This is a genomic window from Jeongeupia wiesaeckerbachi, from assembly GCF_050916355.1.
In the GTDB taxonomy this organism is placed as follows: domain Bacteria; phylum Pseudomonadota; class Gammaproteobacteria; order Burkholderiales; family Chitinibacteraceae; genus Jeongeupia; species Jeongeupia wiesaeckerbachi.
Genome location: NZ_CP136946.1, coordinates 456,445 through 480,765, shown reverse-complemented (window position 1 = coordinate 480,765; position 24,321 = coordinate 456,445). Strand labels below are relative to the sequence as shown.

General features: G+C 60.1%; 20 protein-coding genes and 5 tRNA genes. 23 read left to right on the top strand and 2 right to left on the bottom strand.

Annotated elements, in window-relative coordinates; all coding sequences use genetic code 11:
* Positions 1-35: 35 nt before the first annotated feature.
* Positions 36-902 carry a prolipoprotein diacylglyceryl transferase gene (lgt, locus tag R0382_RS02450; protein ID WP_432721997.1) on the bottom strand — a complete coding sequence of 289 codons (867 nt, stop codon included), beginning with the start codon at positions 900-902 and terminating at the stop codon, positions 36-38.
* A gap of 182 nt (positions 903-1,084) precedes the next feature.
* On the opposite strand from lgt, the gene ilvD reads away from it, so the two are divergent.
* Positions 1,085-2,941 carry a dihydroxy-acid dehydratase gene (gene ilvD / locus R0382_RS02445; protein WP_432721995.1) on the top strand — a complete coding sequence of 619 codons (1,857 nt, stop codon included), beginning with the start codon at positions 1,085-1,087 and terminating at the stop codon, positions 2,939-2,941.
* Between the two features lie 56 nt (positions 2,942-2,997).
* Positions 2,998-3,321 (top strand): MGMT family protein, encoded by a 324-nt coding sequence (locus R0382_RS02440; protein ID WP_432721993.1) that lies wholly within the window; start codon positions 2,998-3,000, stop codon positions 3,319-3,321.
* A 59-nt stretch (positions 3,322-3,380) separates the two neighbouring features.
* Here R0382_RS02440 and R0382_RS02435 read toward each other — a convergent pair.
* Positions 3,381-3,456 (bottom strand) — tRNA-Phe (locus R0382_RS02435).
* Positions 3,457-4,100: 644 nt separating this feature from the next.
* Here R0382_RS02435 and R0382_RS02430 point away from each other — a divergent pair.
* The 21 genes from R0382_RS02430 (at position 4,101) to rplW (ending at position 24,321) form a co-directional block, all read left to right on the top strand.
* Positions 4,101-4,185 (top strand) — tRNA-Tyr (locus tag R0382_RS02430).
* A 57-nt stretch (positions 4,186-4,242) separates the two neighbouring features.
* Positions 4,243-4,316 (top strand) — tRNA-Gly (locus R0382_RS02425).
* 11 nt (positions 4,317-4,327) lie between these two features.
* Positions 4,328-4,402, top strand: a tRNA-Thr gene (locus tag R0382_RS02420).
* A 45-nt stretch (positions 4,403-4,447) separates the two neighbouring features.
* Positions 4,448-5,638, top strand: a complete 1,191-nt coding sequence (tuf, locus tag R0382_RS02415; protein WP_432721974.1) for an elongation factor Tu — start codon at positions 4,448-4,450, stop codon at positions 5,636-5,638.
* Positions 5,639-5,685: 47 nt separating this feature from the next.
* Positions 5,686-5,761, top strand: a tRNA-Trp gene (locus R0382_RS02410).
* A gap of 68 nt (positions 5,762-5,829) precedes the next feature.
* Positions 5,830-6,183 (top strand): preprotein translocase subunit SecE, encoded by a 354-nt coding sequence (gene secE, locus R0382_RS02405; protein ID WP_432721991.1) that lies wholly within the window; start codon positions 5,830-5,832, stop codon positions 6,181-6,183.
* Positions 6,184-6,204: 21 nt separating this feature from the next.
* The gene (gene nusG, locus R0382_RS02400) at positions 6,205-6,738 is read left to right on the top strand and encodes a transcription termination/antitermination protein NusG (RefSeq protein WP_189462466.1); all 534 of its coding nucleotides are present in this window, start codon (positions 6,205-6,207) and stop codon (positions 6,736-6,738) included.
* Between the two features lie 84 nt (positions 6,739-6,822).
* A complete protein-coding gene (rplK, locus tag R0382_RS02395; protein WP_432721989.1) occupies positions 6,823-7,254 on the top strand; it encodes a 50S ribosomal protein L11 in 432 nt (143 codons plus the stop codon).
* A complete protein-coding gene (rplA, locus tag R0382_RS02390) occupies positions 7,255-7,950 on the top strand; it encodes a 50S ribosomal protein L1 (RefSeq protein ID WP_432721987.1) in 696 nt (231 codons plus the stop codon).
* 218 nt (positions 7,951-8,168) lie between these two features.
* On the top strand, positions 8,169-8,696 hold the full coding sequence (gene rplJ / locus R0382_RS02385; RefSeq protein WP_432721985.1) for a 50S ribosomal protein L10: 528 nt from the start codon (positions 8,169-8,171) through the stop codon (positions 8,694-8,696).
* A gap of 51 nt (positions 8,697-8,747) precedes the next feature.
* The gene (gene rplL / locus R0382_RS02380) at positions 8,748-9,119 is read left to right on the top strand and encodes a 50S ribosomal protein L7/L12 (RefSeq protein ID WP_432721983.1); all 372 of its coding nucleotides are present in this window, start codon (positions 8,748-8,750) and stop codon (positions 9,117-9,119) included.
* 193 nt (positions 9,120-9,312) lie between these two features.
* Positions 9,313-13,485: a DNA-directed RNA polymerase subunit beta gene (gene rpoB, locus R0382_RS02375; protein ID WP_432721981.1), complete on the top strand. Its 4,173-nt coding sequence runs from the start codon at positions 9,313-9,315 to the stop codon at positions 13,483-13,485.
* A 67-nt stretch (positions 13,486-13,552) separates the two neighbouring features.
* Positions 13,553-17,752, top strand: coding sequence for a DNA-directed RNA polymerase subunit beta' (rpoC, locus tag R0382_RS02370; RefSeq protein ID WP_432721980.1), 4,200 nt, complete (start codon positions 13,553-13,555; stop codon positions 17,750-17,752).
* A 191-nt stretch (positions 17,753-17,943) separates the two neighbouring features.
* Positions 17,944-18,315, top strand: a complete 372-nt coding sequence (gene rpsL, locus R0382_RS02365) for a 30S ribosomal protein S12 (protein ID WP_070530641.1) — start codon at positions 17,944-17,946, stop codon at positions 18,313-18,315.
* A 117-nt stretch (positions 18,316-18,432) separates the two neighbouring features.
* Positions 18,433-18,903 carry a 30S ribosomal protein S7 gene (gene rpsG, locus R0382_RS02360; RefSeq protein WP_432721978.1) on the top strand — a complete coding sequence of 157 codons (471 nt, stop codon included), beginning with the start codon at positions 18,433-18,435 and terminating at the stop codon, positions 18,901-18,903.
* A 27-nt stretch (positions 18,904-18,930) separates the two neighbouring features.
* Positions 18,931-21,027: an elongation factor G gene (gene fusA, locus R0382_RS02355; RefSeq protein WP_432721976.1), complete on the top strand. Its 2,097-nt coding sequence runs from the start codon at positions 18,931-18,933 to the stop codon at positions 21,025-21,027.
* A 60-nt stretch (positions 21,028-21,087) separates the two neighbouring features.
* On the top strand, positions 21,088-22,278 hold the full coding sequence (gene tuf / locus R0382_RS02350) for an elongation factor Tu (protein ID WP_432721974.1): 1,191 nt from the start codon (positions 21,088-21,090) through the stop codon (positions 22,276-22,278).
* An 11-nt stretch (positions 22,279-22,289) separates the two neighbouring features.
* Positions 22,290-22,601 (top strand): 30S ribosomal protein S10, encoded by a 312-nt coding sequence (rpsJ, locus tag R0382_RS02345; RefSeq protein ID WP_070530648.1) that lies wholly within the window; start codon positions 22,290-22,292, stop codon positions 22,599-22,601.
* Positions 22,602-22,754: 153 nt separating this feature from the next.
* Positions 22,755-23,399: a 50S ribosomal protein L3 gene (gene rplC, locus R0382_RS02340; protein WP_432721972.1), complete on the top strand. Its 645-nt coding sequence runs from the start codon at positions 22,755-22,757 to the stop codon at positions 23,397-23,399.
* On the top strand, positions 23,399-24,019 hold the full coding sequence (gene rplD, locus R0382_RS02335; protein WP_189462412.1) for a 50S ribosomal protein L4: 621 nt from the start codon (positions 23,399-23,401) through the stop codon (positions 24,017-24,019). Before rplC ends, rplD begins: the two co-directional genes overlap by 1 nt.
* Positions 24,016-24,321 (top strand): 50S ribosomal protein L23, encoded by a 306-nt coding sequence (gene rplW, locus R0382_RS02330; protein ID WP_070530654.1) that lies wholly within the window; start codon positions 24,016-24,018, stop codon positions 24,319-24,321. The genes rplD and rplW overlap by 4 nt, the downstream gene beginning before the upstream one ends.

The following is a 24,321-nucleotide window of genomic DNA, read 5'->3' as shown; positions in this document are numbered from 1 at the left end:
CAGCCTTGGCTGCCCGTTTGCATTGGGTGGCGCGGTTACGCCGCGGGCGTTTCAGCCGGCCGGTTCGACGCCAGCCAGAACAGCACGGCGCCGGCAATGATCATTGGCAGGCTCAACCATTGGCCCATCGACAGCTGGCCGGCGAGCAGGCCGAGGAAGTCGTCCGGCTCGCGGGCGAATTCTGCGATGAAGCGGAAGCTGCCGTATCCGAGCAGGAACAGCGCCGAGACCTGGCCGCGGTGGCGCGGTTTGGCCGAATACCACCACAGCAATGCGAACAGCACGATGCCCTCGAGCACCATTTCATAAAGCTGCGAGGCGTGGCGCGGCAGCATGCCGTACTGGGAGAGCCAGTCCTGCCATTGCGGATTGTCGGCCGCGACACGGAGATCCTCGCCGCGCGCGCTCGGGAAGCCCATGGCCCAGAAGTGAGTCGGCGCGGTCACACGGCCCCAGAGCTCGCCGTTGATGAAGTTGCCGAGTCGGCCGAACGCAAGGCCGATCGGCACCAGCGGGGCGACGAAGTCGGCGACTTCGAAGAAACGCCGGTTGGTCTTGCGGGCAAACCAGATCATCGCGAACAGCACGCCGAGAAACCCGCCGTGGAACGACATCCCGCCTTCCCAGACCTTGAGAATGTCGAGCGGGTGCGACAGGTAGAAGCCGAGTTTGTAGAACAGCACATAGCCCAGACGCCCGCCGAGGATCACGCCGAGTACACCGTAGAACAGCAGGTCGTCCATCTCCTCGACTTTCCAGCCCGCCGGGTTGCCCTGGCGGATGCGCATGCGGCCGAGCAGCAGGAACAGCATGAAGCCGAACAAATACATCAGGCCGTACCAGTGCACGCCGAAGGAGCCGATCGAGAAGGCGATCGGGTTGAGTTGCGGGTGAATCAGCATGAAACGCTTCCACGTTTGAGAACGGCCCCGATTATAGTCTCGCGATCGCTTCGGCCGGTCGGGATTCGTTGGCCTGCGGTCGCCGCCAATACGGGACAGCCGCGGCTTGTCAGCGGGGTGAAGTCGTGGGCGGCGAAATTCGTTAGAATCGAAGCGTACCCAACCGTTTGCTGCAGGCCATCATGCCCCAATATCGCTCCCACACTTCCACCCACGGTCGCAACATGGCCGGCGCGCGCGCCCTGTGGCGCGCCACCGGCATGAAGGACGGCGACTTCGGCAAGCCGATCATCGCCATTGCCAACTCCTTCACCCAGTTCGTTCCCGGCCACGTGCATCTGCACAACCTCGGGCAGATGGTCGCCCGCGAGATCGAAAAGGCCGGCGGCATCGCCAAGGAATTCAACACCATTGCCGTCGATGACGGCATCGCGATGGGGCACGGCGGCATGTTGTACAGCCTGCCGAGCCGGGATCTGATCGCCGATTCGGTCGAATACATGGTCAATGCCCACTGCGCCGATGCCATTGTCTGTATTTCGAACTGCGACAAGATCACCCCGGGGATGCTGATGGCCGCGTTGCGGCTGAATGTCCCGGTGATTTTCGTCTCGGGCGGGCCGATGGAAGCGGGCAAGGTCAACTGGAACGGCGAGGTGCGCAAGCTCGACCTCGTCGATGCCATGGTCGAGGCCGCCAACGACAAGGTCAGCGATGAAGATGTCGCCGCGATCGAACGCAGCGCCTGCCCGACCTGTGGTTCGTGCTCGGGCATGTTTACCGCCAACTCGATGAACTGCCTGACCGAGGCGCTGGGCCTGTCCTTGCCGGGTAATGGCTCGATGCTGGCGACGCACGCCGATCGCAAGCAGCTGTTCCTGCAAGCCGGCCGTACCATCGTCGAGCTGGCCAAGCGCTATTACGAGCAGGACGATCACAGCGTGCTGCCGCGCAGCATTGCAACTTATGAGGCGTTCGAGAATGCAATGAGCCTCGACGTGGCCATGGGCGGCTCGACCAATACCGTGCTGCACCTGCTGGCCGCGGCCTTTGAGGCCGGCGTCGATTTCAAGATGACCGACATCGACCGCATCAGCCGCCGTGTGCCTTGCCTCGCCAAGGTGGCGCCGGCGACGCAGAAATATCATATGGAAGACGTGCACCGTGCCGGTGGCGTGATCGGCATCCTGTCTGAACTCGACCGGGCCGGTCTGATCAACCGTGATGTGCTGACCGTGCACGCGAAAACCCTCGGCGACGGTCTGGCGCAATGGGACGTGATCCGCAACGGCGAAGACAGCCCGGCGCGCCTTTTCTACCGCGCGGCACCGGGCGGGATTTCGACCACCGTCGCATTCAGCCAGAGCATGCGTTATCCGGAGCTCGATCTGGATCGTGCCGGCGGCTGTATCCGCAACAAGGAAAACGCCTACAGCCAGGACGGCGGCCTTGCGGTGCTGTACGGCAATATCGCCGAGCGCGGTTGCATCGTGAAAACTGCGGGCGTCGACGAGAGCATCCTCAAATTCACCGGCCGTGTACGCATTTTCGAAAGCCAGGATGACGCGGTCGCCAGCGTGTTGGCCGACCAGATCGTCGCCGGCGATCTGGTGCTGATCCGCTACGAAGGCCCGAAGGGCGGTCCGGGCATGCAGGAAATGCTCTATCCGACTTCGTATCTGAAATCCAAGGGCTTGGGCAAGGAGTGCGCCTTGCTGACCGACGGGCGCTTCTCCGGGGGGACGTCGGGCCTGTCGATCGGCCACGTCAGCCCGGAAGCCGCCGAAGGCGGTGCGATCGGTCTGGCCGAAGAGGGCGATACCATCGAGATCGACATCCCGAACCGCAGCATCCACCTCGTGGTGAGTGATGAGGAGCTGGCACGCCGCCGCGTGGCCATGGAAGCGCGCGGCAAGGAGGCGTGGAAGCCGCTGAACCGCGAACGTTATGTCAGCCCGGCGCTGCGTGCGTATGCGGCGATGACGACTAGTGCCGACACAGGTGCAGTGCGGGATGTGAGCCAGGTCGAGCGCAAGTAAGCGCGTGATCGTCCCGAGGGCCGGCTTTGCCGGCCTTTTTTCATGGAGGAGGCCGGATGGCCGCAATTGCTGCAGTAACGATCAGGGCTGCAATGCTGGCGGTCGTATCCGAAGTGCCCGCAGGGGCGGTCGCCAGCTATGGAGATGTCGCGCGTCTGGCAGGCTTCCCGCGCCATTCCCGCCAGGTGGGGGTTGCGCTCCGCGAGGCGGGCGAGGGCGTGCCTTGGCATCGCATCGTCAACCACGAAGGGCGCATCAGCCGTCGCGGGCTGGATGGCCACGATGATCTGCAGCGCTATCTGCTGGAGGCCGAAGGGATTGTGTTTGATGCGCAGGGGCGGGTATCGCTGCTGCAATACCGCTGGCGCGCGGCGCGCTAGTCGTTCTGGACTGCCGGCGGAAATGAAAAAAGCCGCTTCGTGAGAAGCGGCTTTTTAAGTGGTGGCCAGTCGCGGAATCGAACCACGGACACGCGGATTTTCAATCCGCTGCTCTACCAACTGAGCTAACTGGCCAACCAAGGAGACGAATTAAACACCATCTATCCGGCCGCGTCAACACCTTTTGCGAAAAAAAGATGATGTGAGGTCGGGGCGACTTTGACTCCGTTTTCTAGAGGGGGGGCTTATATATGGGGCGTAGAGGGGTGGGGGGGAAGGTGGGGGTGTCCTGATCGGTCGCGGCTCAAGTCGTTGTTCCCGCTGGGGCGCTTCGCAGGGCGCCACGCCATGGTGTTGGTGACTCGCGGGGCGGGGAATGGCGATCGGCAGGTGCTGGGCTGGGTGATGTCTCGGGTGACGGTGCGTGGCTTGGTGCTCTTGCTTGCCGGACAGCGGTGCATCGATGGCCGCGTGTCTGCGTGACAATGCAACGTCTTCCTTATACAAGGCCAGGGGGGGGCAAGGTGCCTGGCGGCGCAAAAAGCGTGGCTCTATAGATTTTCCGAAGAAAAACAGCGGAACCGTTACTGGATGCGTGTGCTCAAGCGCTGAATTTGAAGTGTTTGTCGCTGCGCGATCACAAGGGTTTATGCCCCCCCAATGCGTGCGTGGACGAAAATAATATTCTTATTATTCAGTTGGATATGAATTATATCGATAATTTTTCGGTGCGGGGTTTGACAGGGGTCTATTCGTCGCCCATAATGTGCAGCTCATCCGGTGGGGTGGCCGAGTGGTTAAAGGCAGCAGACTGTAAATCTGCCCTCTCTGAGTACGCTGGTTCGAATCCAGCCCCCACCACCAGATTATTAGTAGTAGTGCGGTCGTGAAGCCGTTGTTTGCTGTGTGGCTTAGTTCCCGGCGGGTGTAGCTCAATGGTAGAGCAGAAGCCTTCCAAGCTTATGACGAGGGTTCGATTCCCTTCACCCGCTCCAAAAAGTTTGATGCTGATGTAGCTCAGGGGTAGAGCACTCCCTTGGTAAGGGAGAGGTCGTGGGTTCAATTCCCACCATCAGCTCCAATCACGCTTGTATATTTCATTCTTAAATCCCGGTAAGGAAATATCATGGCTAAAGGTAAGTTCGAGCGGACGAAGCCGCACGTCAACGTCGGCACCATCGGTCACGTTGACCATGGCAAGACCACGCTGACCGCAGCGATCACCACCATCCTGTCGAAGAAGTTTGGCGGCGAAGCCAAAGACTACTCGCAGATCGACAGCGCGCCGGAAGAAAAGGCTCGCGGTATCACGATCAACACCGCGCACGTCGAATACGAAACCGAAGCACGTCACTACGCACACGTTGACTGCCCGGGTCACGCCGACTACGTGAAGAACATGATCACCGGTGCTGCCCAGATGGACGGTGCGATCCTGGTCTGCTCGGCCGCTGACGGCCCGATGCCGCAAACCCGTGAACACATCCTGCTGTCGCGCCAAGTTGGCGTGCCGTACATTATCGTCTTCCTGAACAAGGCTGACCTGGTGGACGACGCTGAGCTGCTCGAGCTGGTGGAGATGGAAGTTCGCGAACTCCTGAGCAAGTACGACTTCCCGGGCGACGACTGCCCGATCATCACCGGTTCGGCCCGTCTGGCGCTGGAAGGTGACCAATCGGAATACGGCGAGCCGGCGATCTTCCGTCTGGCTGACGCGCTGGATTCGTACATCCCGACGCCGGAACGTGCCATCGACGGCGCCTTCCTGATGCCGGTTGAAGATGTGTTCTCGATCTCGGGTCGCGGCACCGTGGTGACCGGTCGTATCGAGCGCGGCATCGTCAAGGTTGGCGAAGAAATCGAAATCGTTGGTATCAAGCCGACCGTCAAGACCACCTGCACCGGCGTGGAAATGTTCCGCAAGCTGCTGGATCAAGGTCAAGCTGGCGACAACATCGGCGCGCTGCTGCGCGGTACCAAGCGTGAAGACGTCGAGCGTGGCCAAGTGCTGGCCAAGCCGGGTTCGATCACCCCGCACACCAAGTTCGAAGGTTCGGTCTACGTACTGAGCAAGGAAGAAGGCGGTCGTCACACCCCGTTCTTCAACGGCTACCGTCCGCAGTTCTACTTCCGTACCACCGACGTGACCGGTGCGGTCGAGCTGCCGGCTGGTATCGAAATGGTGATGCCGGGCGACAACGTTGAAGTCGTCGTGTCGCTGATCGCTCCGATCGCGATGGAACAAGGTCTGCGTTTCGCCATCCGTGAAGGCGGTCGTACCGTCGGCGCTGGTGTCGTTGCCAAGATCATCGAGTAAGTATTTACATAAAGACGCGGTGCTGATATAGTGCCGTGTTTCCCCGTAGGCGAGTAGCTCAATTGGTAGAGCACCGGTCTCCAAAACCGGGGGTTGGGGGTTCGAGACCCTCCTCGCCTGCCACGGTCTAGAGTCAGAGCCGTTTCCGCAGGGAAACGGCTCTATTTTATTTGCTGTCCGAATCAAGAGTTATGGAAAGCGTCGACAAAATCAAGGTCGTGGCAGCGTTGCTGCTCGTGGTCGTAGGTATCGCCGGTTACTACATGGTTCCGGCCGACCAAGGTGTGCTGCGCGTATTGTGCGTGGTGCTGGGGTTGGCAATGGCCGGAGCGATGCTCTGGTTCTCTGCGCTTGGGCGTCAGTTTATCGACTATGCGCGAGACTCGATCAAGGAGGCGCAAAAGGTGGTCTGGCCGTCCCGCAAGGAGACGTGGCAGCTTACCGGTATCGTCTTCTTGTTTGTTGGCGTGCTGGCTCTCTTTATGTGGGCGGTCGACTCGGGCCTGGCATGGGTCTTTTACGACCTGGTCCTCGGGCGCGGATAAGTAGGGATAGCGGAGTCATACATGGGAATGCGTTGGTACGTCGTGCATGCGTACTCGGGTTTTGAGAAGAGCGTGCAGAAGGCGTTGAAAGAGCGTATCGAGCGTGCGGACATGCAGCACCTGTTCGGACAGATTCTCGTGCCGGTGGAAGAAGTGGTCGAGATCAAGGCTGGTCGCAAGGCGTTGACCGAGCGCAAGTTCTTCCCGGGGTATGTGCTCGTCGAGATGGAAATGACCGACGATTCTTGGCATCTGGTCAAGTCGACACCCAAGGTGACCGGCTTCATCGGTGGTGTCGGCAATCGTCCGTCGCCGATTTCGCAGCGCGAAGTCGATGCGATCATGCAGCAGATGCAAGAGGGCGTGGAAAAGCCGCGTCCGAAGGTGCTGTTCGAGGTGGGTGAAGTGCTGCGCGTGACCGACGGTCCGTTCGCCGACTTCAATGCCACCGTTGAGGACGTCGATTACGACAAGAGTCGCCTCAAGGTGTCGGTGCTGATCTTCGGTCGCGCCACGCCGGTCGATGTGGATTTCTCCCAGGTCGAGAAAGTCTGATCTGGTTTCAGTGCCGGGCTTCGGTCCGGTTGTAGCAGGGGAGCGGATGCGAGTCCGCGCTTGACCCATTTCAGGAGTTAAATCGTGGCAAAGAAGATTGTCGGCTACATCAAGCTGCAAGTGCCCGCTGGTAAAGCCAACCCGTCGCCGCCTATTGGCCCGGCACTTGGTCAGCGCGGCCTGAACATCATGGAATTCTGCAAGGCGTTCAACGCCCAGACCCAAGGCGTTGAGCCGGGTCTGCCGATTCCGGTTGTCATCACCGCCTTCGCGGATAAGTCCTTCACCTTCGTGATGAAGTCGCCGCCCGCAACCATTCTGCTGAAGAAGGCTGCTGGCATTCAGAAGGGTTCGCCGCGTCCGCATACCGACAAGGTCGGCAAGGTGAGCCGTGCGCAACTCGAAGAAATCGTCAAGACCAAGCAGGCTGACCTGACCGCTGCTGACCTCGATGCTGCCGTGCGCATCATCGCTGGTTCGGCACGTTCGATGGGTCTCGAAGTGGAGGGCGTGTAAATGGCTAAGGTTTCCAAGCGTCTCGCTGCTCTGAAGGCTTCGGTTGATCGCAACAAGCTGTACGCCGTTGACGAAGCGCTCGCGCTGGTCAAGGGTGCTGCTACCGCCAAGTTCAACGAATCGATCGACGTGTCGGTCAACCTCGGCGTTGACGCACGTAAGTCGGACCAAGTGGTTCGCGGTTCGGTCGTGCTGCCTAAGGGTACCGGCAAGTCGGTGCGCGTTGCTGTGTTCGCACAGGGCGCCAACGCTGAAGCCGCCAAGGCTGCAGGCGCTGAAGTCGTCGGCTTCGAAGATCTGGCTGAACAGATCAAGGCCGGCAATCTCGACTTCGACGTCGTGATCGCTTCGCCGGACGCAATGCGTATCGTCGGTCAGCTCGGTCAGATTCTCGGCCCGCGCGGCCTGATGCCGAACCCGAAGGTCGGTACCGTGACCCCGAACGTTGCCGAGGCAGTGAAGAACGCCAAGGCCGGTCAGGTTCAGTACCGTACCGACAAGGGTGGCATCATCCACGCGACCATCGGCCGTGCTTCGTTCGAAGCCGCTGATCTGAAGACCAACCTGGTTGCGCTGATCGAAGCGCTGCAAAAAGCCAAGCCGGCTTCGAGCAAGGGCGTGTACCTGAAGAAGGTCGCCGTTTCGAGCACGATGGGTGTCGGCGTTCGCGTCGACGCTGGCTCGCTGGCGCAGTAATAAATTTTGGGCCTGTTCCGGTGCTTGCGCCGGAGCGGGGTAGTCCAAGACCGTAGGCGCGTTTCGATGCTTAATCGCCGGTTCGCCGGCAGCCTACGCAGACGGTGTACCCAATCTGGATTTGGCCTGTGGTGTTTCACCACGGGTTTCCTGAAGGAAAGGTCGCCGTTGGGAGGTGTGGCTTTGCCATGCCAAACATCTCGTAATGGAGGTAGACCTTGAGTCTCAATCTCGAAGACAAAAAGGCCGTCGTAGCTGAAATCTCGGCAGAAGTTGCCAAGGCTCAGACCATCGTCGTCGCCGAGTATCGGGGTATCGGGGTTGCCAGCATGACTCTGCTGCGCAAGCAAGCGCGCGAGTCCGGCGTATACCTGCGTGTTCTGAAGAACACGCTGGCACGCCGTGCGGTCGAAGGAACGCCGTTTGCCGGTTTGGCTGACCATATGGTCGGTCCGCTGGTTTACGGTATTTCCGAAGACCCGGTTGCTGCAGCCAAGGTGCTGAACACGTTCGCCAAGAAGGACGACAAGATCGTCGTCAAGGCCGGTTCGTATGAAGGTCAGGTGATGGACCAAGCCGGCGTTGCCGCGCTGGCGTCGATCCCGAGCCGCGAAGAGCTGCTCTCGAAGCTGCTCTACGTCATGCAAGCGCCGTTGGCTGGCTTCGCCCGTGGCCTCGCCGCGCTGGCAGAAAAGAAGCAAGCTGGCGAACCGGCTGCGGTCGAAGCTGTTCCGGCCGAAGCGTAACCGCTTCCCGATTCCTTACCCTTTCGAAAAGATTTTCAGGAGTATTTACAAATGGCTCTGTCCAAAGAAGATATCCTCGACGCGGTTGCTGGTCTGACCGTCATGGAACTGAACGACCTGGTGAAGGCGTTCGAAGAGAAGTTCGGCGTTTCGGCTGCTGCTGTTGCTGTTGCTGGCCCGGCTGGCGCTGCTGCTGCTGCTGTTGAAGAAAAGACCGAGTTCGACGTGATCCTGACCGGCGCTGGCGCCAACAAGGTCGGCACGATTAAGGTCGTGCGCGAACTGACCGGCCTGGGCCTGAAGGAAGCTAAGGACCTGGTCGACGGCGCTCCGAAGCCGCTGAAGGAAGGCATTGCCAAGGCTGAAGCTGAAGCCATGGTCAAGAAGCTGGTCGAAGCAGGTGCAACTGCCGAGATGAAGTAATCGCTCTCGCGATTGCTCGAAATAGGCAGGCGGAGGAATCCGCCTGCCATTTTGCGTTTGTTTGACTGCCGTTCTGTAAGCTAAACCTAAAGAATCGTCTAGAGGTTTTGCCACAGATGACAAACCGGAAAAATGTTCCCGGAGCGCTTTGCGGTTTGTCTTTTGCGCCCCAATCCATGGAGAGCTTTTGAGTATGAATTACTCGTTCACAGAGAAGAAACGCATTCGTAAGAGTTTTGCGAAGCGGGCGAACGTCCTGGACGTTCCTTTTCTCCTCGCGACCCAGATCAACTCGTACACCGAGTTCCTGCAATTGGGTGTGCCAGTCGCGGAGCGGAATACCAACGGCCTGCAGGCTGCGTTCAGCTCGATTTTCCCGATCGAGTCGCACAACGGCAATGCACGCCTTGAGTTCGTCCACTATGTGCTTGGCGATCCGCCTTTCGACGTGATCGAGTGCCAACAGCGCGGCATTACGTTTGCTGCGCCGCTGCGCGCCCGCGTGCGCCTCGTGATCATGGATCGCGAAGCGGCCAAGCCGACCGTGAAGGAAGTCAAGGAACAGGACGTCTACTTCGGCGAAATTCCGCTGATGACCCGTAACGGCTCGTTCGTGATCAACGGCACCGAGCGCGTTATCGTCTCGCAGCTGCACCGCTCGCCGGGCGTGTTCTTCGAGCACGACAAGGGCAAGACCCACAGCTCGGGCAAGCTGCTGTTCTCGGCACGGATCATTCCGTACCGCGGCTCGTGGCTCGACTTCGAATTCGACCCGAAGGATCTGCTGTTCTTCCGGATCGACCGTCGCCGCAAGATGCCGGTGTCGGTACTGCTGAAGGCACTGGGCTTCACGCCTGAGGAAATCCTCGAGCGCTTCTACGACACCGACACCTTCACCATCGGTGAGGACGGTCTCGAGATGTCGCTGGTGCCCGAGCGCCTGAAGGGCGAAGTCGCCAAGTTCGACATCGTGTCGAGCGATGGCAAGGTGCTGGCGCAGAAAGACAAGCGCATCACTGCCAAGACGATCCGCGATATCCAGACCGCTGGCATCACCAAGCTGCCGGTGCCGGTCGACTTCTTGTACGGCCGCATCCTGGCCCACCACGTTGTGCACCCGGAAACCGGCGAAGTGCTAGCCCGTTGCAACGAGGAAATCACCGAAGATCTGGCCGCCAAGCTCGACATCGCCGGCGTGACCGAGATGAAGGTGCTGTACGTCAATGATCTGGACCAAGGCGCGTTCATTTCGCAAAGCCTGCGTTCGGACGACGTGAACGACGAGTACGGCGCGCGCGTGGCGATCTATCGCATGATGCGTCCGGGCGAGCCGCCGACCGAGGATTCGGTCCAGGCGCTCTTCAATGGCCTGTTCTTCTCCGAGGACCGTTACGATCTGTCGGCGGTCGGCCGGATGAAGTTCAACAGCCGTGCTTATCTTGCGCCGCGCGACGAGAAGACGCCGGGCTGGATGCACCAGTTCTACGCCCGTGTCGGTGAAATGGGCCTCGAAGGCGCAGGTACCTTGTCGGTGGACGACATCCTTGCCGTCATCAGCATTCTGGTTGAGCTGCGCAACGGCCGTGGCGATGTCGATGACATCGATCACCTCGGCAACCGTCGCGTGCGTTCGGTCGGTGAACTGGCCGAGAACCAGTTCCGCGCTGGTCTTGTACGCGTCGAGCGCGCCGTCAAGGAGCGTCTGTCGCAAGCCGAATCCGACAACCTGATGCCGCACGACCTGATCAACGCCAAGCCGGTATCGGCAGCGATCAAGGAATTCTTCGGTTCGTCGCAGCTGTCGCAGTTCATGGACCAGACCAACCCGCTGTCGGAAATTACCCACAAGCGCCGTGTCTCGGCCCTTGGCCCGGGTGGTCTGACGCGTGAGCGTGCCGGCTTTGAAGTCCGCGACGTGCACCCGACCCACTACGGTCGCGTTTGCCCGATCGAAACGCCGGAAGGCCCGAACATCGGCCTGATCAATTCGCTGTCGTGCTACGCCCGCACCAACCATTACGGCTTCCTCGAGACCCCGTATCGCAAGGTGATCGACGGCAAGGCTACCGCTGAAATCGATTACCTGTCGGCGATCGAAGAAGGCAAGTACGTGATTGCGCAGGCCAATGCACAAACCGACGACGACGGCCGTCTGATCGACGAAATGGTCACCTGCCGTGAACACGGCGAAACCATTATCGCGACGCCGGACCGCGTCCAGTACATGGACGTGGCGCCGAGCCAGATCGTGTCGGTCGCAGCTTCGCTGATCCCGTTCCTCGAGCATGACGATGCAAACCGCGCACTGATGGGCGCCAACATGCAGCGTCAAGCCGTGCCGGTGCTGCGCGCCGAGAAGCCGTTCGTCGGTACCGGTATCGAGCGCACTTGCGCGGTCGACTCGGGTACGGCCGTGGCCGCATTGCGTGGCGGTATCGTCGACTATGTCGATGCCAACCGCGTCGTGGTGCGTGTGAATGACGATGAAACCCTGCCGGGCGAAACCGGCGTGGACATCTACAACCTCGTCAAATTCACGCGTTCGAACCAGAACACCAATATCAACCAGCGTCCGGTGCTCCGCCGTGGCGACCGCATCACCCGTGGTGACGTGGTGGCCGACGGCGCATCGACCGACCTCGGCGAAATGGCACTCGGTCAGAATATGACCATCGCCTTCATGCCGTGGAATGGCTACAACTTCGAAGACTCGATCCTGATCTCGGAGAAGGTCGTTGCCGAAGACCGCTACACCTCGATCCATATCGAGGAACTGTCGGTCATGGCGCGCGATACCAAGCTCGGCCCGGAAGAAATCACCCGCGACATCTCCAACCTGTCCGAGCGCATGCTCGGTCGTCTGGACGAGTCGGGCGTGGTCTACATCGGCGCTGAAGTCGAAGCCGGTGACGTCCTCGTCGGTAAGGTGACGCCTAAGGGTGAAACCCAGCTGACGCCGGAAGAGAAGCTGCTGCGCGCGATCTTCGGCGAAAAGGCGTCCGACGTGAAGGACACCTCGCTGCGCGTGCCGTCGGGCATGACCGGTACCGTGATCGACGTGCAAGTGTTTACCCGTGAAGGCGTCGAGCGCGACAAGCGCGCCCAGGCCATCATCGACGAACAGCTGCGCCGCCACCGGACCGACCTGAACGACCAGCTACGCATCGTCGAGAACGACCTGTTCGAGCGGATCGAGCGGATGATCGTCGGCAAGACTGCCAACGGCGGCCCGAAGCGTCTGGCCAAGGGCACCGAGATCAGCCATGACTACCTGGCCGATCTGCCGTCCAAGCACGACTGGTTCGACATTCGTTTGTCGGACGAGGAAAGCGCGCGCCAGCTCGAAGCGATGAAGGACCTGATCGCCCAGATGAAGGCCGACTTCGACCTCAAGTTCGAAGACAAGAAGCGCAAGCTGACCCAGGGCGACGAACTGCCGCCGGGCGTGATCAAGATGGTCAAGGTCTACGTCGCGGTGAAGCGCCGTCTGCAGCCGGGCGACAAAATGGCCGGCCGTCACGGTAACAAGGGTGTAGTCTCGAAGATTCTGCCGGTTGAAGACCTGCCGTACATGGCCGACGGTTCGACTGTCGACATCGTGCTGAACCCGCTGGGCGTGCCGTCGCGGATGAACATCGGTCAGATTCTCGAAGTCCACCTCGGTTGGGCGGCCAAGGGGATCGGCCAACGCATCGATGCCATGCTGCGCGAACAGCGCAACATCGCCGAAATGCGCCAGTACCTGGACCAGATCTACAACTGCGCCGGCCGTCAGGAAGACATCGCCGGTCTGTCGGAAGCCGAAGTGGTGCAGCTGGCCAACGGCCTGCGTCGCGGTATGACCTTTGCAAGCCCGGTATTCGACGGCGCGAAGGAAAGCGAAATCCATCAGATGCTGGATCTGGCTTACCCGGACGAAGACGCACGTACCCAGCTGCTCGACTTCAACAGCAGCAAGACGCAGATGCAGCTGTTCGATGGCCGCACAGGCGAAGCATTCGAGCGCAAGGTCACCGTCGGCGTGATGCACTACCTGAAGCTGCATCACTTGGTCGACGACAAGATGCACGCGCGTTCGACCGGCCCGTACTCGCTCGTGACCCAGCAGCCGCTGGGCGGTAAGGCGCAGTTCGGTGGCCAGCGTTTCGGTGAAATGGAAGTCTGGGCACTCGAAGCGTACGGCGCGGCGTACACGCTGCAGGAAATGCTGACGGTGAAGTCGGACGATGTGAACGGCCGGACCAAGGTCTACGAGAACATCGTCAAGGGCGATCACCGGATCGACGCCGGCATGCCGGAATCCTTCAACGTGTTGGTGAAGGAAATCCGTTCGCTGGGTATCGATATCGATCTGGAAACCGAGTGATTGTGTGAGGAGGGGCGGCCCCGTGCCGCCTCGTACCGAACGCCTCACCCTCACAGGAGCTAAATGAATGAAAGGCTTACTCGAACTCTTCAAGCAGGTCGCGCAAGACGAAGAATTTGACGCGATCAAGATCGGGCTCGCATCGCCCGAGAAGATTCGTTCGTGGTCGTTCGGCGAAGTCAAAAAGCCGGAAACGATCAACTACCGTACGTTCAAGCCGGAACGTGACGGTCTGTTCTGCGCGCGTATTTTCGGGCCGATCAAGGACTACGAATGCCTGTGCGGCAAGTACAAGCGCCTCAAGCATCGCGGCGTGATCTGCGAAAAGTGCGGCGTTGAAGTCACGCTGTCCAAGGTGCGTCGCGAACGCATGGGCCACATCGAACTGGCGTCGCCGGTTGCGCACATCTGGTTCCTGAAGTCGCTGCCGTCGCGTCTGGGCATGGTGCTCGACATTCCGCTGCGCGATATCGAACGGGTGCTGTACTTCGAAGCCTTCATCGTGGTCGAGCCGGGCATGACTCCGCTGAACCGCGGCCAGCTGCTGACCGAAGAAGACTATTACAACAAGCTCGACGAATACGGCGACGAATTCGTTGCGCTGATGGGCGCCGAGGCCGTGCGCGAACTGCTGAAGAATCTCGATAGCGAGAACGAAATCAGCAAGCTGCGCGCCGAGCTCGAGTCGACCTCGTCCGACACCAAGATCAAGAAGATCGCCAAGCGCCTGAAGGTGCTCGAGGCCTTCCAGAAGTCCGGCATCAAGCCGGAATGGATGGTGCTGGAAGTGCTGCCGGTGCTGCCGCCGGAACTGCGTCCGCTGGTGCCGCTCGACGGTGGCCGTTTCGCCACGTCGGACCTGAACGATCTGTATCGTCGCGTCATCAACCGGAACAACCGTCTCAAGCGTCTGCTCGAGCTGCGCGCGCCGGAAATCATCGTCCGCAACGAAAAGCGCATGCTGCAGGAGTCGGTCGACTCGCTGCTCGACAACGGCCGTCGCGGCAAGGCGATGACCGGTGCCAACAAGCGTCCGCTGAAGTCGCTCGCCGACATGATCAAGGGTAAGGGCGGTCGTTTCCGTCAGAACTTGCTCGGTAAGCGCGTCGACTACTCGGGTCGTTCGGTCATTACCGTCGGTCCGTACCTGCGTCTGCATCAGTGCGGCCTGCCGAAGCTGATGGCGCTGGAGCTGTTCAAGCCGTTCATCTTCCACAAGCTCGAAGTGCTGGGCCTCGCGACCACGATCAAGGCCGCGAAGAAGATGGTCGAATCGCAAGAAGCCGTCGTCTGGGACATCCTGGAAGACGTCATTCGCGAACATCCGATTCTGCTGAACCGTGCGCCGACGCTGCACCGTCTGGGTATCCAGGCGTTCGAGCCGGTGCTGATCGAAGGCAAGGCCATCCAGCTGCATCCGCTGGTTTGCGCGGCCTTCAACGCCGACTTCGACGGTGACCAGATGGCCGTTCACGTGCCGCTGTCGCTCGAAGCGCAGATGGAAGCCCGCACGCTGATGCTGGCGTCGAACAACGTGCTGTCGCCGGCCAACGGCGAGCCGATCATCGTGCCGTCGCAGGATATCGTCTTGGGTCTGTACTACATGACCCGCGAGGCGATCCGCGCCACGGGCGAAGGCATGGCGTTCACCGACGTCAAGGAAGCGCTGCGCGCCTACGCCAACAAGGCGGTGACGCTGCAGACGCGCGTTTCGGTGCGCCTGAACGAATGGGTCAAGGACGAGAACGGCGAATGGCAAGCGCACACGGTGCGTCGCAACACCACCGTCGGCCGCGCGATCCTGTCGGAAATCCTGCCGAAGGGCCTCGACTTCAGCCACATCGACAAGGCGCTGAAGAAGAAGGAAATCGGCAAGCTGATCAACGCCTCGTTCCGCAGCTGCGGTCTGAAGGACACCGTGGTGTTCGCCGACCAGCTGATGTACACCGGTTTTGCCTACTCGACCCGCGGCGGTATCTCGATCTGCGTCGACGACATGCTGGTGCCGGCCGCCAAGGCCGAGCTGCTGGCTGCCGCCAACGCCGAAGTGCGCGACGTCGAGCAGCAGTACAACTCGGGTCTGGTCACTCAGGGCGAGCGCTACAACAAGGTCGTCGACATCTGGGGTCGCGCCGGTGAAGACATCGCCAAGGCGATGATGGCCAACCTCGGCAAGCAGCCGGTGCTCGATACCGACGGCAATATCGTCAAGGACGAGAACGGCAAGGACCTGATGCAGGACTCGTTCAACTCGATCTACATGATGGCCGACTCGGGCGCGCGGGGTTCTGCCGCCCAGATCCGTCAGCTTGCCGGTATGCGGGGCCTGATGGCCAAGCCGGACGGCTCGATTATCGAGACGCCGATTAAGGCGAACTTCCGCGAAGGCCTGACCGTTCTTGACTACTTCATCTCGACCCACGGTGCCCGTAAGGGTCTGGCGGATACGGCGCTGAAGACCGCGAACTCGGGTTATCTGACCCGTCGTCTGGTCGACGTGACGCAGGACTTGGTCGTGATCGAAGACGATTGCTACACCAAGCACGGCGTGACGATGAAGGCTGTCGTCCAGGGCGGTGACGTGATCGAGGCGCTGCGCGACCGGATTCTCGGCCGTGTCGTTGCTAGCGATATCGTCGACCCGAGCACGCAGGAAACCGCGTTCGAAGCCGGCACGCTGCTGACCGAAGATATCGTCGATCGCATCGATGAAATCGGCGTCGACGAAGTCAAGGTGCGTACGCCGCTGACCTGCGAAACCCGTTATGGCCTGTGCGCATCGTGCTACGGCCGTGATCTGGGTCGTGGCCATCGCGTCAACGCCGGTGAAGCCGTCGGCGTGATCGCCGCGCAGTCGATCGGTGAGCCGGGTACCCAGCTGACGATGCGTACCTTCCACATCGGTGGTGCCGCATCGCGAGCCGCAGCAGCGAGCCAGGTGGAATCGAAGTCGAACGGCCGTGTGGCGTTCACCTCGACGATGCGTTACGTCGCCAACAACAAGGGCGAGCTGATCATCATTACCCGTTCGGCCGAAGTGCTGGTGCTCGACGACCAGGGGCGCGAGCGCGAGCGCCACAAGGTGCCGTACGGTGCGACGCTGACCGTCAGGGATGGCGATGCCATCAAGGCCGGCACCGTGCTGGGTACGTGGGATCCGCACACCCGTCCGATCATTACCGAGTACGAAGGCCAGGTGCGCTTCGAGAACGTCGAGGAAGGCATGACCGTCGTCAAGCAGGTTGACGACGTGACCGGCCTGTCGACCCTCGTCGTGATCAACCCGAAGACCAAGGCTGGCGCCAAGGGCGTCCGTCCGCTGGTGAAGCTGCTCGACGAGCAGGGCAAGGAAGTGAAGCTTGCCGGCACCGATACGCCGGTGACCATCGGCTTCCAGCCGGGCGCGATCATTACCGTCAAGGACGGTCAGTCGGTTGGCAAGGGCGATGTACTGGCGCGGATTCCGCAGGAATCGGCCAAGACCCGCGACATTACCGGTGGTCTGCCGCGCGTGGCCGAGCTGTTCGAAGCCCGTTCGCCGAAGGATGCCGGCATGCTGGGCGAAGTGACCGGTACCGTGTCGTTCGGTAAGGACACCAAGGGCAAGCAGCGCTTGATCATCACCGATCTGGAAGGCTTGGGTCACGAATACCTGATCCCGAAGGAAAAGCACGTGATGGTGCACGATGGTCAGGTGGTCAACCGCGGTGAAACCATCGTCGACGGCCCGATCGATCCGCACGACATCCTGCGTCTGCAGGGTATCGAGGCGCTGGCGCGTTACGTCGTCCAGGAAGTGCAGGAAGTTTACCGTCTGCAGGGTGTGAAGATTAACGACAAGCACATCGAGGTGATCGTTCGCCAGATGCTGCGTCGCGTGGTCATCACCAGCAACGGTGATACCGGCTTCATCCCGGGCGAGCAGGTCGAGCGCGCTGAAGTGTTGACGAAGAACGACGAAATGATCGCCGCCGGCAAGCAGCCGGCTGGGTACGACAACGTGCTGCTGGGTATCACCAAGGCGTCGCTGTCGACCGACTCGTTCATCTCGGCCGCATCGTTCCAGGAAACCACGCGTGTCCTGACCGAAGCCGCCATCATGGGCAAGGTCGACGATCTGCGCGGTCTGAAGGAAAACGTCATCGTCGGTCGTCTGATCCCGGCCGGTACGGGCCTGGCCTACCACCGGTCGCGCAAGCGTCAGGCACAAGGTCTGGACTCGGCATTCGAAGCGCTCGAAGCCGTTCAGAGCGAAGAAGTACTGTAAGCACAGTACTTCACTTGACGACAAGGGCTTGATTTTCTTAGAATCTCAGGTCCAATCTGGCGACGCTCGGATTTTCCGCGCGTCGCCGGCTTCATTTGGGCATTGCAAACCGCAATGTCCGGTGATGGCAGGGTGTCCTGCCATCCAAAGTGGGGCCCCGTAAGGGGTGATTAACTCGAAGGATGTAATCAATGCCAACCATCAACCAGCTGGTCCGCAAGGGCCGCGAGAAGGAAGTGGTGAAGAGCAAGGTTCCCGCGCTCGAATCCTGCCCTCAAAAACGTGGCGTGTGCACTCGCGTGTACACCACCACTCCGAAGAAGCCGAACTCCGCGCTGCGTAAAGTCTGCAAGGTTCGCCTGACCAACGGTTTCGAAGTCATTTCGTATATCGGCGGTGAAGGCCACAACCTGCAAGAGCACAGTGTTGTGCTGATCCGCGGCGGCCGTGTGAAGGACTTGCCGGGTGTGCGTTATCACACCGTGCGCGGTTCGCTCGACACCGCTGGCGTCAAGGATCGTAAGCAGTCGCGTTCGAAGTACGGCGCGAAGCGTCCGAAGTAATTTCGGCCGCAAGCGGCGGTGTATCGCAATGGCGAGACCGTCGAGTAAGTGGTCGTCCTGCTGGGCGGCCGTGGGGTTTCAGGCCCCGACTGAATGTCATATTTAGGATAGAGAATCATGCCAAGACGCAGAGAAGTACCGAAGCGCGACGTCCTGCCGGATCCGAAGTTCGGTTCGCAGGAACTGACCAAGTTCATGAACGTGGTCATGATCGACGGCAAGAAAGCCGTGGCCGAACGCATCGTTTATGGTGCTTTCGCCCAGATCGAAAAGAAGACCGGCAAGAACGCGCTCGAAGTGTTCACCACCGCCATCAGTAACGCAAAGCCGATCGTCGAGGTGAAGAGCCGTCGCGTCGGTGGCGCAAACTACCAAGTTCCGGTCGAAGTCCGCCCCAGCCGTCGTTTGGCATTGGCGATGCGCTGGTTGCGCGACGCGGCCCGTAAACGTGGTGAGAAGTCGATGGATCTGCGTCTGGCCGGTGAGCTGCTCGATGCAGCCGAAAGCCGTGGCGGTGCCATGAAGAAGCGTGACGAAGTGCACCGTATGGCTGAGGCCAACAAGGCCTTCGCTCACTTCCGCTTCTAATCCGGCAATCCGTTTAAGGAAACTACCGTGGCTCGTACTACCCCTATTGAGCGCTACCGTAACATCGGTATCTCCGCTCACATCGACGCCGGTAAAACGACGACGACCGAACGCATCCTGTTCTACACCGGTGTTAACCACAAGATCGGTGAAGTGCACGACGGCGCTGCCACCATGGACTGGATGGAGCAGGAGCAGGAACGCGGCATTACCATTACTTCGGCTGCTACCACGACCTTCTGGAAGGGCATGAGCCTGCAGTATCCGGAACACCGCTTCAACATCATCGACACCCCGGGGCACGTTGACTTCACGATTGAAGTTGAGCGCTCGATGCGTGTTCTTGATGGCGCGTGCATGGTGTACTGCGCGGTCGGTGGCGTTCAACCGCAATCGGAAACCGTGTGGCGTCAGGCCAATAAGTACAAGGTGCCGCGTCTGGCCTTCGTGAACAAGATGGACCGTCAAGGCGCCAACTTCTTCCGCGTGGTCGAGCAGATGCGTACCCGCCTGAAGGCGAGTCCGGTGCCGGTCGTTGTGCCTATCGGCGCCGAAGACAACTTCCAGGGCGTGATCGACCTGCTGAAGATGAAGGCAATTTTCTGGGATGAAGCGTCGCAAGGTATGAAGTTCGAGTACCGCGATATTCCGGAAGATCTGCTGGCTGTCGCGCAAGAATGGCGCGAGAAGATGGTCGAGTCCGCTGCCGAAGCGTCGGAAGAGCTGATGAACAAGTACCTCGAAGAGGGTGACCTCACCGAGGAAGAGATCGTTGGCGGCATCCGTCAGCGCACGCTTGCTTGCGAAATCCAGCCGATGCTCTGCGGTACCGCGTTCAAGAACAAGGGCGTGCAACGCATGCTCGACGCCGTCATCGAATACCTGCCGTCGCCAGTGGATATTCCGCCGGTCAACGGTACCGACGACAAGGAACAGCCGGCTACCCGTGAGGCTTCGGATAGCGCGCCGTTCTCGTCGCTGGCGTTCAAGCTGATGAACGATCCGTACGTCGGCCAGCTGACCTTCTTCCGCGTCTACTCGGGCGTCGTGAAGCAGGGCGACTCGGTGCTGAACTCGGTGAAGGATCGCAAAGAGCGTATCGGCCGTATCGTGCAGATGCACGCCAACGACCGTAAGGAAATCGACGAAGTTCACGCAGGTGACATCGCTGCTGCGATCGGCCTGAAAGACGTGACCACCGGCGAAACCTTGTGTGCCCTCGATGCGCCGATCATTCTTGAGCGCATGATCTTCCCGGAGCCGGTGATTCACGTTGCCGTCGAACCGAAGACCAAGGCCGACCAGGAAAAGATGGGCGTTGCCCTGAACCGCCTGGCCAAGGAAGACCCGTCGTTCCGCGTGCGTACCGATGAAGAATCGGGCCAGACCATCATTTCGGGTATGGGCGAACTGCACTTGGAAATTCTGGTTGACCGCATGCGTCGCGAATTCGGTGTTGAAGCCAACGTCGGCGCGCCGCAAGTGGCTTACCGTGAAACCATCACCCGCATTGCGGAAGATGTCGAAGGCAAGCACGCCAAGCAGTCGGGCGGTAAGGGTCAGTACGGTCATTGCGTCATCACCGTTGAGCCGGCAGGCGAGGGCAATGGCTACTCGTTCGTTGACGAAATCAAGGGTGGCGTGATTCCGCGCGAATTCATCCCGTCGGTCGACAAGGGTATCCAGGGCACGCTGAAGGCTGGTGTGCTCGCGGGCTTCCCGGTCGTTGACGTCAAGGTTCGCCTGACCTTCGGTTCGTACCACGATGTCGACTCGTCGCAGATCGCGTTCGAACTCGCCGGTTCCATCGCGTTCAAGGAAGCCATGCGCCGCGCCGGTGCTGTCATCCTCGAACCGATGATGGCCGTCGAAATCGAAACGCCGGAAGAGTACATGGGCGACATCATGGGCGACCTGTCGTCCCGTCGCGGTATCATCCAGGGTATGGATGACAACCCGGCCGGCGGCAAGATGATCAAGGTCGAAGTGCCGTTGTCGGAAATGTTTGGTTACTCGACCACGCTGCGTTCGATGTCGCAGGGTCGTGCTACGTACTCGATGGAGTTCAAGCACTACTCGCAAGCGCCGAAGCACGTGGCCGACGCGATCCAGGCTAAGAAGTAATTGGTTTTGCCCGGCCAGTGTGCCGGGCAACCCCGAATCTCTATTTAAGGAATTAGCGAAATGGCTAAGGGTAAGTTTGAACGTACGAAGCCGCACGTCAACGTCGGCACCATCGGTCACGTTGACCATGGCAAGACCACGCTGACCGCAGCGATCACCACCATCCTGTCGAAGAAGTTTGGCGGCGAAGCCAAAGACTACTCGCAGATCGACAGCGCGCCGGAAGAAAAGGCTCGCGGTATCACGATCAACACCGCGCACGTCGAATACGAAACCGAAGCACGTCACTACGCACACGTTGACTGCCCGGGTCACGCCGACTACGTGAAGAACATGATCACCGGTGCTGCCCAGATGGACGGTGCGATCCTGGTCTGCTCGGCCGCTGACGGCCCGATGCCGCAAACCCGTGAACACATCCTGCTGTCGCGCCAAGTTGGCGTGCCGTACATTATCGTCTTCCTGAACAAGGCTGACCTGGTGGACGACGCTGAGCTGCTCGAGCTGGTGGAGATGGAAGTTCGCGAACTCCTGAGCAAGTACGACTTCCCGGGCGACGACTGCCCGATCATCACCGGTTCGGCCCGTCTGGCGCTGGAAGGTGACCAATCGGAATACGGCGAGCCGGCGATCTTCCGTCTGGCTGACGCGCTGGATTCGTACATCCCGACGCCGGAACGTGCCATCGACGGCGCCTTCCTGATGCCGGTTGAAGATGTGTTCTCGATCTCGGGTCGCGGCACCGTGGTGACCGGTCGTATCGAGCGCGGCATCGTCAAGGTTGGCGAAGAAATCGAAATCGTTGGTATCAAGCCGACCGTCAAGACCACCTGCACCGGCGTGGAAATGTTCCGCAAGCTGCTGGATCAAGGTCAAGCTGGCGACAACATCGGCGCGCTGCTGCGCGGTACCAAGCGTGAAGACGTCGAGCGTGGCCAAGTGCTGGCCAAGCCGGGTTCGATCACCCCGCACACCAAGTTCGAAGGTTCGGTCTACGTACTGAGCAAGGAAGAAGGCGGTCGTCACACCCCGTTCTTCAACGGCTACCGTCCGCAGTTCTACTTCCGTACCACCGACGTGACCGGTGCGGTCGAGCTGCCGGCTGGTATCGAAATGGTGATGCCGGGCGACAACGTTGAAGTCGTCGTGTCGCTGATCGCTCCGATCGCGATGGAACAAGGTCTGCGTTTCGCCATCCGTGAAGGCGGTCGTACCGTCGGCGCTGGTGTCGTTGCCAAGATCATCGAGTAAGGACTGGATTCATGCAAAGCCAAAAAATCCGTATCCGCCTGAAGGCTTTCGACTACGCGTTGATCGACCGCTCGGCCCAAGAAATCGTTGACACTGCCAAGCGCACTGGCGCTGTGGTCAAGGGTCCGGTTCCGCTGCCGACCAAAATCGAGCGTTTCGACGTGCTTCGTTCGCCGCACGTGAACAAGACCTCGCGCGACCAGTTCGAAATCCGCACTCACCTGCGCCTGATGGACATTGTCGATCCGACCGACAAGACCGTTGATGCGCTGATGAAGCTGGATCTGCCGGCTGGCGTCGACGTCGAAATCAAGCTGCAGTAATCGCGGCAATATGCCACAAGTACGCTAAGTGCTTGCGGCATAAGAAAAAGTTGTGCTAGTATCGCGGGCTTACCACTTTCGGGTGGTAAGCCCTTTTATTTTTAGTTGGTTATTTGCCGATCAATCGCAATCGGCCCTGAAAAGGAAATAACTATGAGCTTAGGTCTTGTCGGTCGCAAAGTCGGCATGACCCGCGTCTTTGCCGAGGATGGTGCATCCATTCCGGTAACGGTGCTGGACATGTCCGCTAATCGCGTCACGCAAATCAAGTCCGTGGAAGCCGACGGCTACGCAGCCGTCCAGGTGACCTTTGGTGCCAAGAAGGCCAACCGCGTCAATAAGGCGGAAGCCGGTCACTTTGCCAAGGCAGGTGTCGAAGCAGGTCTGGGACTCGTTGAGTTCCGCGTCGCTGCTGAGAAACTCGTCGATCTGAAGGCTGGTGATTCGCTGTCCGTTGAGCTGTTCGCTGCTGGTCAACTGGTTGATGTCACCGGTACCTCGCAAGGTAAAGGTTTCTCGGGCGTTATCAAACGTCACAACTTCAGTTCCAACCGCGCATCGCACGGTAACTCGCGTTCGCACAACACGCCGGGTTCGATCGGTCAGGCACAAGATCCGGGTCGTATTTTCCCGGGTAAGCGCATGGCGGGTCAGCTGGGTAACGTCAAGTCGACGGTCCAGAATCTGGAAGTCGTGCGTATCGATGCTGAGCGTCAACTGCTGCTGGTCAAGGGTGCAGTCCCTGGCTCCAAGGGCAATGACGTAGTCGTTCGTCCGAGTGTCAAGGCGGGTGCGTAATGGAACTTAAAGTCATCAATGCTAATGGCGAAGCGCAAGCCGCTGTCGCCGCATCGGATGCGCTGTTTGCCCGTGATTTCAACGAAGCGCTGGTTCACCAAGTCGTGACCGCGTACTTCGCGAATGCACGTAGCGGCAACCGCGCCCAGCTGGGTCGCGATGCAGTGCATCACTCCACCAAGAAGCCGTTCAAGCAAAAGGGCACCGGTCGTGCTCGTGCTGGTATGACTTCGTCGCCGCTGTGGCGTGGTGGTGGCCGGGCGTTCCCGAACAGCCCGGATGAAAACTTCAGCCAGAAGGTTAACCGCAAGATGTACCGCGCCGGTATCGCGACCATTCTGTCGCAACTCGTGCGTGAAGATCGTCTGATCGTGGTTGACTCGCTGTCGCTGGAAGCCCCGAAGACCAAGGCCCTGGTGCAAAAGCTGAATGCGCTGAATCTCGATTCCGTGCTGTTCATCACCAAGGAACTGGACGAGAACCTGTACCTCGCTTCGCGCAACCTGCCGCACGTGCTCGTTCTCGAGCCGAGCCAGGCTGACCCGGTAAGCCTGGTGCGCTTCAAGAAAGTCGTGCTGACCCGTGATGCGCTGGCCGCTTTTGAGGAGATGTTCGCATGACGCAATTCACCGAAAACCGTCTGCTGCAAGTGCTGCTGGCGCCGGTCGTGTCGGAAAAGACCACCCTCGTTGCTGAAAAGAACGAGCAAGTCGTATTCCGCGTATCGACCGATGCGACCAAGGCCGAGATCAAGGCTGCTGTTGAGCTGCTGTTCAAGGTCAAGGTTGAGGGCGTGTCCGTGATCAACGTGAAGGGCAAGGGCAAGCGCTTTGGCCGTTTCGTGGGTCGCCGCAAGGACTGGAAAAAAGCTTACGTTAGCCTCGCGGCTGGTCAGGAACTTGACCTCGCGGCTGCGCAATAA